The following is a 16,271-nucleotide window of genomic DNA, read 5'->3' on the forward strand; positions in this document are numbered from 1 at the left end:
TGGTCACTGTCGCCCAATGCGTGCCTGGCCACACTGAAGGCTCCTACTTACTGGAGCCGCTCAATGGCACATGCACTCAACGGCAAGCACATCGCGATCCTCGCCACCGATGGTTTCGAACAGTCCGAGCTGCAGGAACCCAAGCGACTGCTGGAGTCCTGGGGCGCCTCGGTGAAGGTGATCGCCCCGGGTGACGCCAGTCAGATCCGCGGCTGGAAAGACAAGGACTGGGGCGAAAACGTGAAGGTCGATGCCCCCCTGAAGGGCGCCAAGGCCGACGACTACGACGCGCTGGTCCTCCCCGGCGGTGTGATCAATCCCGACAAGCTGCGCATCGATACCGACGCGGTGGCCCTGATCAAGGCCTTCGGCGCCGCGGGCAAGCCGGTTGCTGCGATCTGCCACGGGCCGTGGCTGCTGGTCGAGTCCGGCCTGGCCAAGGGCCGCAAGGTGACCTCGTGGCCGTCGCTGAAAACCGATCTGGGCAATGCCGGTGCCGAGTGGACCGATGCCGAGGTGGTGGTGGATGGTGGCCTGATCACCAGCCGCAAGCCGGGTGACATCCCGGCGTTCGCCGATGCCGTGGCCAAGGCGCTGGCCGCTTGATGGATGCAGGCACCGACCGTGGGTCGGTGCCATTTCCGGTTACTTGCTCAGCAAGCCTGCCGGCACCAACGCACCGAGGTCCTGGTTGAAGGTGACCACCAGCTTGCCGTTCTCTACCTGCGCCGACTGCACCTGCAGCGTGCCCAGCACCGCCGCGACCGTCGGGTCGATCTTGTAGATCGGCTCGCGCCGGGCGTAATCGACCAGCCAGGCATTGAGCAGGCCACGCGTGCGCGAATCGAGCTTGCCGCCATTGTTGGCCGGCGTGAAGTCATCGACCGTCGGCTCCTGCAGGTGGAAGCCCTGGGTCTGCGCGTCATAACGCAGGCCACTGCTCAGCTTGACCTTGCCCAGCGGGGCCGGGTTGCCGCCGGCAGTGGCCATGGCGATGTCGAAACCCAGATCCAAGCGGTTGCCTTGCGGCAGGGTGAGCTGGGGATGGCTCATGGTCATCGCGATCAGGCCGCCCAGCGCGTCCTGCGTGCGCGGGAAACTGCCATCGAGGTACTGCTGCACATCGGTGGCGCCCACCGACAACTGACGGCCGGAAATGCTGGGCGCGGCCTGCGCGCCGATGGCGGCGGCCAGCAGCACGGTGCAGGCGGCGAGGCGGGACAACAGCGGGCGAACGTTCATGACGGCAGGCCGTGCGGGGATGAGACGCCAACAATAACCCGCGCGGCTGAATCCAGCTTTGACGCGTGCGGGTGGTGGGCTCAGGGCGCGCCCTGGATCGATTCCAGCGCGGCCAGCACCTCGTCCAGCTGCGGCTGCAGCACGGTCAGCGGGTGGCTGGGTTCATCGGCGTGGCGCTGGGCGAGATCGCGCAGCAGCTGGGTGGCGACGATCGCCGCGGCCCGTTCGTCTCCGCTGAGGCCGGTGTTGCGCCGTGCGATTTCCAGCAGGCGCATCCAGTCCTGCTGCGCGCGATGCTCCAGCTCGATGGTGCAGCGCCCGCTGCACTGCAGGCCGTCCTTTTCGATCGGGGTGACGGTGATGCGGTAACGCTGGGAAGAAGAGCTGGCCATGGCTGCCTGCGCGGTGGGGGACAAGGCCACCATAGGCTGCGATCCGCACCGCGACGACAGGCGCGGTCGCACGCAGTGTTCCACCCTGTGCGTTCCGGCCGGTCCTGCCATCGCGTGGATCACGGCAGGAGAGGCATCTGCGCGGGAAGGGCGCGCCGTTGATGGCTTTGGAAACGCTGTGTTTCGCCAGCGCAGGACCCACCCGCCGCCTCGATGGGATGGCAGAACCTCCAAAAAAAACGGGACGGCGTGAGCCGTCCCGTCGGGTGCTGCAGGAAGCGCGCAGATCAGAGCGCGGCGTCCTTGAGCTTCTTGAGCGGACGCACCTTCAGCTTGGTCGACGCCGGCTTGGCGGCAAACCACTGCTCTTCCTTCGTGAACGGGTTGATGCCCTTGCGCTTCGGCTTGGCCGGCACGCTGACGGTGGAGATCTTCAGCAGACCCGGCAGGGTGAAGCTGCCAGCGCCCTTCTTGTGCACCGAAGCGGCGACGGCGCCTTCCAGCGAGGCGAGCACGGCGCGCACGTCCTTGGCGACAACGCCGGACGCTTCAACGATGTGTGCAACCAGACCAGACTTGCTCAGCACTTCCTTGATCGGCTTGGGAGCGGCCGGCTTCGCGGCTGCCTTCGTAGCGACTTTCTTTACTGCCTTCTTCGGGGCAGCCTTCTTAGCGGTCTTTGCCATGGTTTCCTGTTCCGTGAACGGTTGGTTGTTTGGTCGCGCCGAACCCCGTCGGCAAGCGAAATGTAGGGCAACTATGGGGCGCCGCCAATAGGCAGACGCATAAAAATTCGTGATTTCCACGCCCTTCGTTACCGCGGTGCATCAGGTCATAGCCAAAAAACAGGGTCCGCCCTCGCGGCGGGTGCCATCGGTCATGGACCGTCGCATCCCGACTGTCGCACGAAAACCACTTGAAAACAGCATCCATCCTGATCGCCGATTCAGCTGGGGGCGACACCCGGCGGCAGGCTGACGGCGGCCAGACACGGTGCTAACGCGGACCGGTCTAGGCTGGCCTGGCCATTCATCCCGCAGGAGATCAACGATGGGTATTTCGCGTCATGCCACCGCGCATTGGGAAGGTGACCTCAAGACAGGCAAGGGACAATTGAGCACGCCCCAGAGCGGCTTGATGGATAAAACCCGCTATGCCTTCAGCAGCCGCTTCGGCGATGAGAAGGGCACCAACCCGGAAGAACTGATCGCCGCCGCACACGCCGGCTGCTTCACCATGGCGCTGTCGGCCAAGCTCACCGAAGCCGGTTTCGTGCCGACCTCGCTGGATACCGAAGCCAAGGTCGACCTCTCGATGGAAGGTGGCCCGCAGCTGTCGCAGATCACGTTGAAGGTGAAGGCCGTGGTGCCGAACATCGAGGCCACCCAGTTCCGTGCCATCGCCGATGACGCCAAGCAGAACTGCCCGGTCTCCAAGGCGCTCAGTGCGGTGCCGATCACGCTGGAAGCCGAACTGGCCAGTTGATCGGCGCACGATTGGTGCACAGCAGATTGTGATGGGAGAGCGGCGGCCGCATAGTCGCCGCTTTCCTTTTGTGGGGTGTCTGCATGCGTCCGACTGCTCTCGCTGCCCTGATGGCCTGCCTGCTGGCGGGCACCGCGCAGGCCGATGTCCGCCTGTTGACCGCCGCCACCATCCACACCGGCGATCCGGACGCGCCGACCGCCACCGCGCTGGCATGGGAGACCGAGACCGGGCGCGTGCTCGCCGTCGGTGACCGGCAGGCGATGCTCGAGCTGTATCCACTGGCGGCGCTGACCGACGTCGGCCAGGCGACCGTGATCCCGGGCCTGATCGACGCGCACGCGCACCTGATGTTCCTCGGCGGCACCCTGATGCAGGCCGACCTGACCGGCGCGACCAGCACTGCCGACATCGTCGCGCGCCTGCAGCGCTTTGCGGCGGAGAACCCCGAGGGCTGGCTGCTGGGCAGCGGCTGGGACCAGAACCGCTGGGCGGGCAGACAGTTTCCGACCGTGGCCGATCTCGACGCTGCATTCCCGGACCGCCCGGTCTGGTTGGGCCGCATCGACGGCCACGCCGGCTGGGGCAACAGCGCGGCACTGCGCGCGGTCGCCCAGCGCCCCGGGCAACGCGCGCTGAAGGGCAACTGGCAGCCTGCAGGCGGGCGCATCGTTCGCGATGCCAAGGGCCAGCCGAGCGGGGTGTTCATCGATGAAGCGATGACCCTGGTGCAGGCGGCGATACCGGCCCCGGGCGAGGCCGCACGCGAGCAGATGCTGACCCGCGCGCTCGACAAAGCAGTCAGCCAGGGCCTGACCGGCGTGCACGACATGGGCGTATCGCGCGCCGATCTGGCCCTGATGCGCCGCTTCGCCGACGCCGGCAGGTTGCCGCTGCGCATCGATGCCTATGCCGATGGCAACGGCGACGCATTGGCCGATCTGTGCGCGAACGGGGCCTACCAGCACGCCGGCGGCCGGCTGGAAATGCGCGGGGTCAAACTGTTCATGGATGGCGCGCTGGGCAGCCGCGGTGCGGCGCTGTTGGCCGATTACAGCGATGACCCGCACAACCGCGGCTTGCTGGTCACCTCACCTGAGGACTTCGAGACCGCCGTGCGCAAAGCCGATGCCTGCCATGTCCAGGTCGCCACGCATGCGATCGGCGACCGCGGCAACCGGATCGCGCTGGATACCTATGCACGGGTGCTCGGCGAGCGCCGCAGTGGCGACCATCGCTGGCGCATCGAACATGCGCAGGTGGTCGCGCTGGAGGACATTCCGCGTTTCGCCCAGCTCGGCGTGATCGCCTCGATGCAGCCTACCCACGCCACCTCGGACATGGGCTGGGCGCAGGATCGGGTCGGCCCCGAGCGCATCCTCGGCGCCTATGCCTGGCGGCGGATGCTGGCCTCCGGTGCCCGGCTCGCGCTGGGCTCGGACTTCCCGGTCGAGCAGGTCGACCCGCGGCTGGGCCTGCATGCGGCGGTCACCCGCCAGGATCGTGCCGGCAGACCGCCCGGCGGCTGGCAGCCCGATCAGCGGCTGACCGCAGCCGAAGCGCTGCGCGGGTTCACTTCCGATGCGGCGTGGGCGGGTCATGACGACACCCAGGTCGGACGGTTGCAGCCGGGCCTGCGCGCAGACTTCGTGGTGCTTGATCGCGATCCGCTCAGCGTGCCGCCCGCCGGGCTGGCCGACCTGCAGGTGCGCTCGACCTGGGTCGATGGCGCACCGGTGTACGACGCGGCGCGCTGAGGCGCCGCCTCAGGATCACCAGTCCAGCGTGCCGCGGATGACGGTCTGCACCTGGCCGCCGGACCAGACATCGCCGTGGTCATCGATGCGCAGGGTCAGGCGCGCATCGTGGCCGACTTCGCGGCCCTGGCTGACCACGTAGCCGTGCGCGGTGCCGGGCAGGGCATCGCGGCTGTCCAGCCAGGCGGCCAGCACCGCATTGGCCGCACCGGAGGCGGCATCTTCAAAGCGACGGCCATTGCCGACGAAGGCGCGTACCGCGAGATCCCAGGCCTGGCCCTGGCTGCGCGCATAGGCGAACACGCCCATGCTGTCGGTGGCTTCGGCGAGGGTGGCCACGGCATCCCAGTCCGGGGTGAGTGCGCGCAGGGCCGCTTCGTCTGCCAGTTCAACCACCCACCAGCTGCGGCCACCGGCCATGCGCGCCGGCGGCAGGCTGCCCAGCGGCCAACCGGCCAGCGCGGCCTGCAGGCGCGGATCGTTGGCGGTCGTCACTTCGGCCACCGCTGCACGCGGCGTGCGGATCGCAATGGTGCGGGTAGCGCCGCTGCCGTCCACGCGCAGGGGCAGCGCCCCGGCGATGCCGTCCTGGACCAGCACGCCCTCGACCGGCGCGGCCACGCCCAGTTCCAGCACGGCATGGGCGGTGCCCACGCTGGGGTGCCCGGCGAACGGGACTTCCTTCTGCGGGCTGAACATGCGGATGCCGTAGCTTGCGCCCGGGGCCTGCGGCGGGAACACGAAGGTGGTTTCCGGCAGCCGCGTCCAGCGGGCAATGGCCTGCATCGCCGCCTCGTCCAGCCCCTGTGCATCGAGCACGACGGCCAGCGGGTTGCCGGCGCCGGGGTAGGGCGAGAACACATCCAGCTGCAGGAAACGACGGGAGGTCATGGCAGATCGCTCAACGAAAAACGGGCGGGCAGCTTACCAATCGGGGCTGCGTTCCGGGCCGTGACCGGCGCCCCGCGCACCGGCGACCGGCCAAATCCGCCCGGCCTGGGCCGCCCGGGCCCTGCAACGGCCAGGCTTGGCATAGAATCGGGGGTTCGGCCCGGCGTGCCGGGCGATTCCCCTCACTACCCAAACCTCCACCTCCATGTCAGCTTCCCCCCTTGTCGATCGCTGGATCGTACTGAAGTTCGGCGGCACCTCCGTGTCGCGTCGTCACCGCTGGGACACCATCGGCAAACTGGCGAAAAAACGGGCGGAAGAAACGGGCTCGCGCGTGCTGGTGGTGGTGTCGGCGCTGTCCGGGGTGACCAATGAACTCACCGCGATCGCCGATGGCGCCGCCGACAGCCGCGACCGCGTCGCGGCGCTGGTCGCGCGCCACCGCGCGTTCCTGACCGAGCTGGAGCTGGATGCCACCGCGCTGGACGTCCGTCTGGATGCGCTGGCCGGGCTGCTCGATGATCCCCGTGCCGCCGGGCGGCCGCTGGAATGGCAGGCCGAGGTGCTGGGCCAGGGCGAACTGCTGTCCTCGACCGTTGGTGCGGCCTATCTGCGCGCCAGCGGTCTGGATTTCGGCTGGATGGACGCGCGCGAGTGGCTCGATGCGCTGCCGCCGCAGCCCAGCCAGAGCGAGTGGTCGCAGCGCCTGTCGGTGAACTGCCAGTGGCGTGCCGAGGCCGATTGGGCCACGCGTTTCCGCGCCCAGCCGACCCGCATGCTGATCACCCAGGGCTTCATCTCCCGCCACGCCGATGGCGGCACCGCCATCCTCGGCCGTGGCGGTTCGGATACCTCGGCGGCGTACTTCGGTGCGCTGCTCGGTGCCAGCCGCGTGGAGATCTGGACCGACGTGCCGGGCATGTTCAGTGCCAACCCGAAGGACGTGCCGGACGCGCGCCTGCTGACCCGCCTGGACTATTACGAGGCGCAGGAAATCGCGACGACCGGCGCCAAGGTGCTGCACCCGCGTTCGATCAAGCCGTGCCGCGACGCCGGGGTGCCGATGGCGATCCTGGATACCGAGCGCCCCGAGCTGCCGGGCACCAGCATCGACGGCAATGCCGCAGCGGTGCCGGGCGTGAAGGCGATCAGCCGCCGCAACGGGATCGTGCTGGTCTCGATGGAAGGCATCGGCATGTGGCAGCAGGTCGGCTTCCTGGCCGACGTGTTCGGGCTGTTCAAGAAGCATGGCCTGTCCGTTGACCTGATCGGTTCGGCCGAGACCAACGTGACCGTTTCGCTGGATCCCTCCGAGAACCTGGTCAGCACCGACGTGCTGGCCGCGCTGTCGGCCGACCTCTCGCAGATCTGCAAGGTCAAGATCATCGTGCCGTGCGCGGCGATCACCCTGGTCGGCCGCGGCATGCGCTCGCTGCTGCACAAGCTCTCGGACGTGTGGGCCACCTTCGGCCGCGAACGCGTGCACATGATTTCGCAGTCGTCCAACGACTTGAACCTGACCTTCGTGATCGACGAGGCGGATGCGGACGGCCTGCTGCCGATCCTGCACGCCGAGCTGATCGACAGCGGCGCGATGCCGGTGGAAGAGGGCGAAGTCTTCGGCCCGCGCTGGCGCGAGATCGCCGGCACCATCCGCCCGCGCGAAACCGCCTGGTGGCGGGGCCAGCGCGAGCACCTGCTGACGCTCGCCCAGGCCGGTACGCCGCGTTACGTGTACAACCTGCCGACGGTGCGGGCGCGTGCGCGCGCGCTGAACGCGATCAAGGCGATCGACCAGCGTTACTACGCGATCAAGGCCAACTCGCACCCGGCCATCCTGGAAGTGCTGGAGCAGGAAGGCTTCGGCCTGGAGTGCGTCTCGCACGGCGAGCTCAAGCACGTGTTCAACACGCTGCCGACGCTGTCGCCCAAGCGCGTGCTGTTCACCCCGAGCTTTGCGCCGCACGCCGAATACGATGCCGCGTTCGCGCTGGGCGTCACCGTCACCCTGGACAACGTGGAAGCGCTGCAGCGCTGGCCGGAACTGTTCAGCAACCGCGAGCTGTGGCTGCGCGTGGACCTGGGCCGTGGCGAAGGCCACCATGCCAAGGTCCGCACCGGTGGCAAGGACTCCAAGTTCGGCCTGCCGATCGCGCGCGTGGATGAGTTCGTGCGCATCGCCGGCGAGCTGGGCACCCGCGTGGTCGGCCTGCATGCCCACCTGGGCAGCGGCGTGGAAACCGCGCAGCACTGGCGCCTGATGTGCGATGAGTTGGCCGGGTTCGCCCGCCGCATCGGCAGCGTCGAGACCATCGATATCGGCGGTGGCCTGCCGATCCCGTACAGCGCCGACGACGAGCCCTTCGATCTGGACGCGTGGGCCGCCGGCCTGGCCGAAGTGAAGGCCGTGCACCCGGCGTTCCGGCTGGCGATCGAGCCGGGCCGCTATCTGGTGGCCGAGTCCGGCGTGCTGCTGGCCCGGGCCACCCAGGTGGTGGAGAAGGACGGCATCCGCCGCGTCGGTCTGGATGCGGGCATGAATACGCTGATGCGCCCGGCCCTGTACGACGCCTGGCATGACATCGAGAACCTCAGCCGCCTCAGCGGCTACTCCGAAGCGATGTTCGATGTGGTCGGGCCGATCTGCGAATCCAGCGATGTGTTCGGCAAGCGTCGCCGCCTGCCGGCCTCGACCGCGCCGGACGATGTGATGCTGATCGCCGACGCCGGCGCGTATGGCTACGTCATGGCCAACACTTACAACCAGCGCGAGCTGCCGCGCGAGGACGTCATCGATGATGGCCCGTGACCGCTGCCTGCCGCCTTTCAAACCGGATACACCATGACTGCTTTTGATAAACACCAGGTTGCCGTTTTCCGCTTCGTCCGCTGCGCGTTCGCCGCGGACACCGGCGTGGCGCAGCTGGTCTACGCCTTCGATGACGGCCCGGAACTGATCGAGACGGTCACCATCCCCGGTGCGCCGTTCGTGCTCGAGGGCGACCGCGCCGAAGCGGTGCAGCGCGCCCTGCGCCTGCTGCACCTGATCGCCGGTGTGAGCTATTACAAGGCGGGCGTTCCCGAGCAGGTGCGCATCGACAGCTACGCCATCGATGCGGCCACCGCCGCGCTGGTCGAGACGGTGTACCTCAACGGCCTGGGCGAGTTCGCCTACCGCAATGGCCTGAACCTGCGTGGCCGGTTCCGCCTGCCGGTGGAGGGCGAGGCCTTCGCCGCGCCGGCACTGGGCCTGCGCGAACACGCGCTGGTCGCCATCGGCGGCGGCAAGGATTCACTGGTCAGCATCGAAGCGCTGCGCCACCTGGGCATCGCCGAGACCGTCACCTGGATCGGTGGCTCGCAGCTGATCCGCGCCTGCGCCGAGCGCACCGGCCTGCCGATCCTCAACATCGGCCGCACGCTGGCCCCGGAGCTGTTCGAGCTCAATCGCCAGGGCGCCTGGAACGGGCATATCCCGGTCACCGCGGTGAACTCGGCGATCATGGTGCTGGCCGCGCTGCTGCAGGGCGTGGACCAGGTGGTGTTCTCCAACGAACGCTCGGCCAGCTATGGCAGCCAGATTCCCGGCACCGGCGAGGTCAACCACCAGTGGTCGAAGGGCTGGGCGTTCGAGCAGGCCTTCGGCGAGCACCTGGAGCGGCACGTCGCGGCGGACCTGCACTATTACTCGCTGCTGCGCCCGCTGTCGGAGCTGGCGGTGGCGCGTCAGTTCGCCAAGAGCGATTTCTACGACGCGCATTTCTCCAGCTGCAACCGCAACTTCCACATCCTGGGCGAGCGCCCGGTGAACCGCTGGTGCGGTGTCTGCCCGAAGTGTCACTTCGTGTTCCTGGCGCTGGCTCCGTTCATGCCGAAGATGCGCCTGGTCGGGATCTTCGGCCGCAATCTGCTCGACGATATCGAGCAGGCCCCCGGCTTCGATGCGCTGCTGGAATTCCAGGACCACAAGCCGTTCGAGTGCGTCGGCGAAGGCCGCGAATCGCGTGCGGCGATGGCGACCCTGGCCGCGCGCCCGGAGTGGAATGAAGACGCGCTGGTGAAGCGTTTCGTCCACGAGATCCGCCCGCAGCTGGAGGCCACCGAACTGCAGATCGAACCGCTGCTGGTACTGGAAGGCGAACACCGCATTCCGCCGGCGATCTGGGAGCGCCTGCGTGCGAATTTCGCAGCTTGAGGGCAAGCGCGTTGCCCTGTGGGGATGGGGACGCGAGGGGCGCGCTGCGTTCGGCGTCCTGCAACAGCGGCTGCCATCGCTGCCGCTGACCCTGTTCTGCCCGGAGACCGAGGCCGCCGCAGCGCGCGAGGAAACCGGCGCTGCGCTGACGGTGCGATCGGCGGTCACCGGCGAGGCGCTCGCGGCGTTCGACGTGGTGATCAAATCACCGGGCATCAGCCCGTATGGCGAGGCGGCACTGCACGCCGGGGCGCAGGGCACGCAGTTCATCGGCGGTACCTCGCTGTGGTTCGCCGAGCAGGCCGCCGCCGACGGCATCGTGCACGACACCGTGTGCGTGACCGGCACCAAGGGCAAGAGCACCACCACCGCGCTGCTGGCGCACCTGCTGCGTGCCTCCGGCGCGCGCACCGGGCTGATCGGCAACATCGGCCTGCCGCTGCTGGAAGTGCTGGCGCCGCAGCCCGCGCCGCAGTACTGGGCGGTGGAACTCTCCAGCTACCAGACCGGCGAGGTCGCGCGCAGTGGCGCGCACCCACAGGTCGCCATCGTGCTGAACCTGTTCCCCGAACACCTGGACTGGCACGGCAGCGAAGCGCGCTACATCGAAGACAAGCTGCAGCTGGTCACCGGGGCCGCGCCGCGGATCGCGGTGCTCAACGCAGCCGATCCGCACCTGGCCGGGCTGTCGCTGCCCCGCAGCGAGATCATCTGGTTCAACCAGCCGCTGGGTTGGCACATGCGCGGCGATGTCGTGCATCGCGGTGAGCAGCCGGTGTTCGATACCTCGCATACCCCGCTGCCCGGCCGTCACAACCGCGGCAACCTGTGTGCGGTGCTGGCGGCGATCGAAGCGCTGGGCCTGGACGCAGTGGCGCTCGCGCCGAGGGTGCAGGACTTCCGCCCGCTGCCCAACCGCCTGCAGACGATCGGGACGCGCGAGGGGATCACCTACGTCAACGATTCGATCAGCACCACGCCGCACGCGAGCCTGGCGGCGCTGGAATGTTTCGCCGGGCACCGCATCGCGCTGCTGGTGGGCGGGCATGATCGGGGTCTGGACTGGCACGACTTCGTCGCGCACATGGCGCACGACGTACCGCCGGTGGAGATCGTCACGATGGGCGCCAACGGCCCGCGCATCCACGCACTGCTGCAGCCGCTGGCCGATGCCGGCCGTTTCGGTCTGCATGCGGCCGCCGATCTGCCCGAGGCCATGCAGCTGGCGCAGGCCGCGCTCGGCGGGCAGGGCGGGGTGGTGCTGTTGTCGCCGGGCGCGCCCAGCTATGGCGTGTACCGCGACTACGTCGCCCGTGGCCGCCACTTCGCCGAACTGGCCGGCTTCGATCCCGATGCGATCACGGCGATCCCGGGCATCGGGATCGCCTGATAGGTCGCTGTAGAGCCGACCGTTGGTCGGCTGCCTGGGATCCTGCGATCAGGCGTCTTCTTCATCGATGAACGCGTAGTCCCCATCGATAAGCTGCTGCAGGTATGCGTCGAAGCTCGGCGCGATCACCCGGTAGCTGTCCGGGTCGTGCAGGTAGCGCACCACCTGGCCGACGGTGCCGCCCGGCGCGGGATCGAAATCCAGGTACAGCACCGAAGTGCCACCGTTGTTCATGCAGTGCGAGAAGCACAGGCGCTTGCCCATCGGCAGGTCGGCATCGATGCCGTCGCCGAGAATCTCCGGGTCTTCCTCCAGCCATTCCTCGTAGATCGAGCGGATGCTGTCATCCCACTGCGCGCTGTCCTCGAAGACCTGGTCCACCGAACGCAGGTAGTAGGGGTAATGCCCCTCTTCGACGTCCGAGCCCAGCATCAGCACCACCACCTCGCCGCCCGGGTAGGCGCGGAAATGCGTGCCATCCACCCGCGCCAGCAACGCGACCAGGCTCTCGGGCACCCGCGGCCAGCGCTCACGCAGGCGCTGCAGATCGGCCGTGCTGGCGCCCTCGACCCACGCCCACATCCTCGCATCGTCGTCGGGCAGGCGCGGCACCAGGCCGGAGAGGAAGCGGTCGACAAGGCTCATGGGGTATTCCGTACACGGGGCCGGCCAGCCTGCCATAACAGGGACGGAGGGAGTTAATCCAACAACAGGGACGGCGGTGATCAATCCAGATGAGGTCGGGCGTGGCCGGCCTGCCGGATCACGGGGGGCCGTCGACCCGGCGCTTCTACACGGTGCCGTCAACCGGCCGTCATACACTCGGGGCTCTTTCTGTCGGGAGCAGACGCATGAACAGGCAATGGCGGTGGGGTGCGGCGGTGCTGTTGGGCATGACGGCGTTGCCCGCGCTGGCGGCAATGCAGGCCAAGCCGGTGGAGTGGACCCAGGATGGCACCACGTTCAGTGGGGTGCTGGTCTACGACGACAGTGACAATGACAAGCGCCCCGGCCTGGTGATGGTGCCGAACTGGAAGGGCGTGAACGACTCGGCCATCGCCAAGGCCAAGCAGCTGGCCGGCGATGACTACGTGGTGCTGGTGGCTGATGTGTACGGCAAGGGCGTGCGACCGACGACCGACGCCGAGGCCGGTCCGGTGGCGACCAAGCTGCGCAACGACCGCCCCGTGCTGCGCGCCCGTGCGCTCAAGGCGATCGAGGTGCTCAAGGCCCAGGCCGGCAAGGCGCCGCTGGATGCCAGCCGGATCGGCGCGGTCGGGTTCTGCTTCGGCGGGACCACGGTGCTGGAGATGGCGCGCGCCGGCGCACCGCTGGCTGGGGTGGTCAGCCTGCACGGTGGCCTGGGCTCACCGCTGCCGGCCAAGGCCGGCGGGACGCATCCCTCCGTGCTGGTGCTCAATGGCGCCGACGACAAGAGCGTGAGCAAGGACGACATCGCCAGCTTCGAGCAGGAAATGAACGCGGCGAAGGTCGACTGGGAGTTCACCAACTACAGCGGCGCGGTGCACTGCTTCGCCGAAGCCGATGCCAACAGCCCGCCGGGATGCCTGTACAACGAGCGCGCGGCCAAGCGTGCCTGGAAGGCACTGGATGAATTCTTCGAGGAGCGGTTCGAGACCAGAGCCCGGTGAGGAGCAGTTCGAGACCACCCCCCGGTAGAGCCGAGCGTTGGTCGGCTGCACCGCGCATGGCGTGGTGCGTTCATCGGTGATCGTGGTGCGGGGAGGACGAGCAGCCGACCAACGGTCGGCTCTACCGGTGAGGGATTCACATTGAGCGCGGGCGCGGGCCATCAGCCGTTACGCCCTCGGTCAATGCGAACGCTGCACCGCGTAACGGGCCAGCCCGCGCAGGGCGGCCACGGCATCGTTGTCGGCCAGGCCGTCGAGCGCACGCTCGGCGGCGTCGGCATACTCCTCGGCGCGCGCGCGGCTGTAGTCCAGCCCGCCGGTGGCGTGGATGGCCGCCAGCACTTCCGGCATCGCCTCGGCGTCACCGTTCTGCACGATCTCGCGCAGGCGCTCGCGGGTGGTCGCATCCGAATGCGCCATCGCGTGGATCAACGGGAGGGTGGCCTTGCCCTCGGCGAGGTCGTCGCCCAGGTTCTTGCCCAGCTCATCGGCGTTGGCCGAGTAGTCCAGCACATCGTCGGCAATCTGGAAGGCGTAGCCCAGGTGCATGCCGTAGTCGTACAGCGCCTGCTGGGTGGCCTCATCGACACCACTGGCCAGCGCGCCCAGACGGGTGCCGGCGGCGAACAGCACCGCGGTCTTGCGCTCGATCACACGCAGGTAGGCGGCCTCGTCGGTATCCGGGTTATGCACGTGCAGCAGCTGCAGCACCTCCCCCTCGGCGATCCGGTTGGTGGTGTCGGCCAGGATCCGCATGACCGGCATGCGGTCCAGTTCGACCATCAGCTGGAAGCTGCGCGAGTACAGGAAATCGCCGACCAGCACGCTCGGGGCGTTGCCCCACAGCGCATTGGCGGTGCTGCGGCCACGCCGCAGGCTGGATTCGTCCACCACGTCGTCGTGCAGCAGGGTGGAGGTATGGATGAACTCGATGATCGCGGCCAGCTGGTGGTGTTCCGGACCGGCCTGGCCGACCGCGCGGCCAGCCAGCATCACCAGCATCGGGCGCAGGCGCTTGCCGCCGGCCGAGATGATGTGGTCGGCGATCTGGTTGATCAGCACGACATCCGAGGACAGTCGGCGACGAATCAGCGCATCGACGGCGTCCATGTCGGGCGCAGCGAGCGACTGGATCTGGGGCAGGCCCAGCGCGGGGCGGGTGTCTTCGGTGATGGTCATGCGGTCTGACTTTCAGGCTTGGCCGGAATTATAGGCGGTGCCGTCGTATTCCGCCTGCGAAGACGCGCCTGTGGCCCGGCCAAGGTGCGCGGCAGACGCGGGGCGGGGGCCGGACCCTGCCTATCCTGGGCGCCGCCACCGATGCGCCATGCCCGGTTGGCTGCCGCCCGGCCGGGCGCCGGCAATGCGCCGCACACCGCCATCTGGCGTGAATACGTATGCATCCGACCCCACCGCTGGAGGCGCCCCGCTAAGCTTGTCGGGTTCGTTTCTGGCCCCCTCGCGGGTGCCGTGGAAGCCCGAAGGGGGGCCTCAATGTCGCAGTCTCCATGGTGGCGCGGTGCCGTCATCTATCAGATCTACCCGCGCAGTTTCCTGGATGCCAATGGCGATGGCGTGGGCGACCTGCCCGGCATCATCGAACGCCTGGACTACGTGGCCGCGCTGGGCGTCGACGCGATCTGGGTCTCGCCGTTCTTCAAATCGCCCATGGCCGACTTCGGCTATGACATCGCCGACCACCGCGATGTCGATCCGATGTTCGGCACGCTGGCCGACTTCGACCAGCTGCTGGCCAAGGCGCATGCGCTGGGCCTGAAGGTGATGATCGACCAGGTGTTCAGCCATACCTCGATCGAGCATGCCTGGTTCCAGGAGAGCCGCCAGGACCGCACCAATTCCAAGGCGGACTGGTACGTATGGGCCGACCCGCGCGAGGACGGCACCCCGCCCAACAACTGGATGTCGATCTTCGGCGGCGTGGCCTGGCAGTGGGAGCCGCGCCGCGAGCAGTACTTCCTGCACAACTTCCTGGCCGACCAGCCCGACCTGAACTTCCACAACCCGGCGGTGCAGCAGGCCACGCTGGATTACGTGCGGTTCTGGCTGGATCGCGGCGTGGACGGCTTCCGCCTGGATTCGATCAACTTCTGCTTCCACGATGCACAGCTGCGCGACAACCCGGCCAAGCCGCTGGAGAAGCGCCTGGGCCGTGGCTTCAGCGCGGACAACCCGTACGCCTACCAGTACCACTACTACAACAACACCCAGCCGGAGAACATCGGTTTCATCGAGCGGCTGCGCGTGCTGCTGGACGAGTACCCCGGCTCGGTCAGCCTGGGCGAGATCTCCGCGGAAGATTCGCTGGCCACCACGGCCGAGTACACCGCGCCGGGCCGGCTGCACATGGGCTACAGCTTCGAGCTGCTGGTGAAGGATTTCAGCGCCGGTTACATCCGCGATACGGTGTCGCGGCTGGAAGCGACGATGACCGAAGGCTGGCCGTGCTGGGCGATCTCCAACCACGATGTGGAGCGCGCGGTGACGCGCTGGGGCGGCCATCCGGCCCAACCGCGGTTGGCGCGGATGCTGGTGGCGATGCTGTGTTCGCTGCGGGGTTCGATCTGCCTGTACCAGGGCGAGGAGCTAGGGCTGGGCGAAGCGGATGTGCCGTTCGAGGCGCTGCAGGATCCGTATGGCATCACCTTCTGGCCGAACTTCAAGGGCCGCGATGGCTGCCGCACGCCGATGCCGTGGCTCGATGCGCCGAAGGCGGGGTTCACGACCGGTGAGCCGTGGTTGCCGATTCCCGCCGAGCATCAGGCCGCCTCGGTAGCGACGCAGGAACATGATCCGCATTCGGTGTTGAATGCGTTCCGTCAGTTCCTGGCGTGGCGGCGCACGATGCCGACGCTGTTGGTGGGCGATATCCGTTTTCTTGCGTGCGCCGAGCCGGTGTTGATGTTCGAGCGGGTGCACGGGGAGGAGACGCTGCTGTTGGCGTTCAATCTGTCGGCGGATCCGGTGCGGGTGTCGCTGCCGGTGGGAGACTGGCAGGTGGTGCAGGTGCCGGGTCCGGACGCGGGCGAGGTTGTTGGGAGTGAGCTGGTGTTGCCGGCGCAGTCGATGTATTGCGCGCGACGCGGCTGATCAGGTTTTCCGGTGGTATTGAGAGGGCGGGGCCAGGTGCCTCGCCCTTTTTTTGTCTTGCGTTTGTGCGTTGAGTACAGCCACAGCCACAGCCACAGCGCTCAGGGCTGCGGTCGTGCTGGTTTGGGCGGGCAGGGGTGGGTCAGCGGGACCCGCTGC

14 protein-coding genes are annotated in these 16,271 nt (G+C 68.1%); 8 read left to right on the forward strand and 6 right to left on the reverse strand.

Features of this window, described 5'->3' with window-relative positions; translation table 11 throughout:
- The first annotated feature begins 63 nt into the window (after nucleotides 1-63).
- Entirely contained in the window at nucleotides 64-606 is a 543-nt protein-coding gene (locus tag OC373_RS12690; protein WP_019185674.1) for a type 1 glutamine amidotransferase domain-containing protein, read from the forward strand.
- 39 nt (nucleotides 607-645) lie between these two features.
- On the opposite strand, the gene OC373_RS12695 is transcribed toward OC373_RS12690, so the two are convergent.
- The 3 genes from OC373_RS12695 to OC373_RS12705 form a co-directional block, all read right to left on the reverse strand.
- Nucleotides 646-1,242 (reverse strand): DUF1439 domain-containing protein, encoded by a 597-nt coding sequence (locus OC373_RS12695; RefSeq protein ID WP_019185675.1) that lies wholly within the window; start codon nucleotides 1,240-1,242, stop codon nucleotides 646-648.
- Nucleotides 1,243-1,322: 80 nt separating this feature from the next.
- Nucleotides 1,323-1,634 (reverse strand): DUF3861 family protein, encoded by a 312-nt coding sequence (locus OC373_RS12700; protein WP_026070171.1) that lies wholly within the window; start codon nucleotides 1,632-1,634, stop codon nucleotides 1,323-1,325.
- A 287-nt stretch (nucleotides 1,635-1,921) separates the two neighbouring features.
- Complete coding sequence (locus tag OC373_RS12705; protein ID WP_019185677.1) at nucleotides 1,922-2,320, reverse strand: HU family DNA-binding protein; 399 nt, start codon at nucleotides 2,318-2,320, stop codon at nucleotides 1,922-1,924.
- A gap of 364 nt (nucleotides 2,321-2,684) precedes the next feature.
- On the opposite strand from OC373_RS12705, the gene OC373_RS12710 reads away from it, so the two are divergent.
- Nucleotides 2,685-3,119, forward strand: coding sequence for an OsmC family protein (locus tag OC373_RS12710; protein WP_070426802.1), 435 nt, complete (start codon nucleotides 2,685-2,687; stop codon nucleotides 3,117-3,119).
- Between the two features lie 83 nt (nucleotides 3,120-3,202).
- Nucleotides 3,203-4,876: an amidohydrolase gene (locus OC373_RS12715; protein WP_261997802.1), complete on the forward strand. Its 1,674-nt coding sequence runs from the start codon at nucleotides 3,203-3,205 to the stop codon at nucleotides 4,874-4,876.
- A 15-nt stretch (nucleotides 4,877-4,891) separates the two neighbouring features.
- On the opposite strand, the gene OC373_RS12720 is transcribed toward OC373_RS12715, so the two are convergent.
- Nucleotides 4,892-5,767, reverse strand: a complete 876-nt coding sequence (locus OC373_RS12720) for a PhzF family phenazine biosynthesis protein (protein ID WP_046273018.1) — start codon at nucleotides 5,765-5,767, stop codon at nucleotides 4,892-4,894.
- Between the two features lie 205 nt (nucleotides 5,768-5,972).
- Here OC373_RS12720 and OC373_RS12725 point away from each other — a divergent pair, with 205 nt between their 5' ends.
- The 3 genes from OC373_RS12725 to murD are packed head-to-tail and all read left to right on the forward strand — an operon-like array spanning nucleotide 5,973 to nucleotide 11,352.
- The gene (locus OC373_RS12725; protein ID WP_070426805.1) at nucleotides 5,973-8,576 is read left to right on the forward strand and encodes a bifunctional aspartate kinase/diaminopimelate decarboxylase; all 2,604 of its coding nucleotides are present in this window, start codon (nucleotides 5,973-5,975) and stop codon (nucleotides 8,574-8,576) included.
- Nucleotides 8,577-8,609: 33 nt separating this feature from the next.
- Nucleotides 8,610-9,962: a UDP-N-acetyl-alpha-D-muramoyl-L-alanyl-L-glutamate epimerase gene (gene murL / locus OC373_RS12730; RefSeq protein ID WP_070426806.1), complete on the forward strand. Its 1,353-nt coding sequence runs from the start codon at nucleotides 8,610-8,612 to the stop codon at nucleotides 9,960-9,962.
- A complete protein-coding gene (gene murD, locus OC373_RS12735; protein WP_070426807.1) occupies nucleotides 9,943-11,352 on the forward strand; it encodes a UDP-N-acetylmuramoyl-L-alanine--D-glutamate ligase in 1,410 nt (469 codons plus the stop codon). The genes murL and murD overlap by 20 nt, the downstream gene beginning before the upstream one ends.
- 48 nt (nucleotides 11,353-11,400) lie before the next feature.
- Here murD and OC373_RS12740 read toward each other — a convergent pair whose 3' ends face one another.
- The gene (locus OC373_RS12740) at nucleotides 11,401-11,997 is read right to left on the reverse strand and encodes an SMI1/KNR4 family protein (protein ID WP_070426808.1); all 597 of its coding nucleotides are present in this window, start codon (nucleotides 11,995-11,997) and stop codon (nucleotides 11,401-11,403) included.
- 206 nt (nucleotides 11,998-12,203) lie between these two features.
- On the opposite strand from OC373_RS12740, the gene OC373_RS12745 reads away from it, so the two are divergent.
- Nucleotides 12,204-13,004, forward strand: coding sequence for a dienelactone hydrolase family protein (locus OC373_RS12745; protein ID WP_070426809.1), 801 nt, complete (start codon nucleotides 12,204-12,206; stop codon nucleotides 13,002-13,004).
- Nucleotides 13,005-13,184: 180 nt separating this feature from the next.
- On the opposite strand, the gene OC373_RS12750 is transcribed toward OC373_RS12745, so the two are convergent.
- A complete protein-coding gene (locus tag OC373_RS12750; RefSeq protein ID WP_070426810.1) occupies nucleotides 13,185-14,183 on the reverse strand; it encodes a polyprenyl synthetase family protein in 999 nt (332 codons plus the stop codon).
- 315 nt (nucleotides 14,184-14,498) lie between these two features.
- Here OC373_RS12750 and OC373_RS12755 point away from each other — a divergent pair, with 315 nt between their 5' ends.
- Entirely contained in the window at nucleotides 14,499-16,112 is a 1,614-nt protein-coding gene (locus OC373_RS12755; protein ID WP_070426811.1) for an alpha-glucosidase family protein, read from the forward strand.
- Nucleotides 16,113-16,271 lie beyond the last annotated feature (159 nt).

This window comes from Stenotrophomonas sp. Ste96 (assembly GCF_024519495.1).
GTDB classification, from domain to species: Bacteria; Pseudomonadota; Gammaproteobacteria; order Xanthomonadales; family Xanthomonadaceae; genus Stenotrophomonas; species Stenotrophomonas bentonitica_A.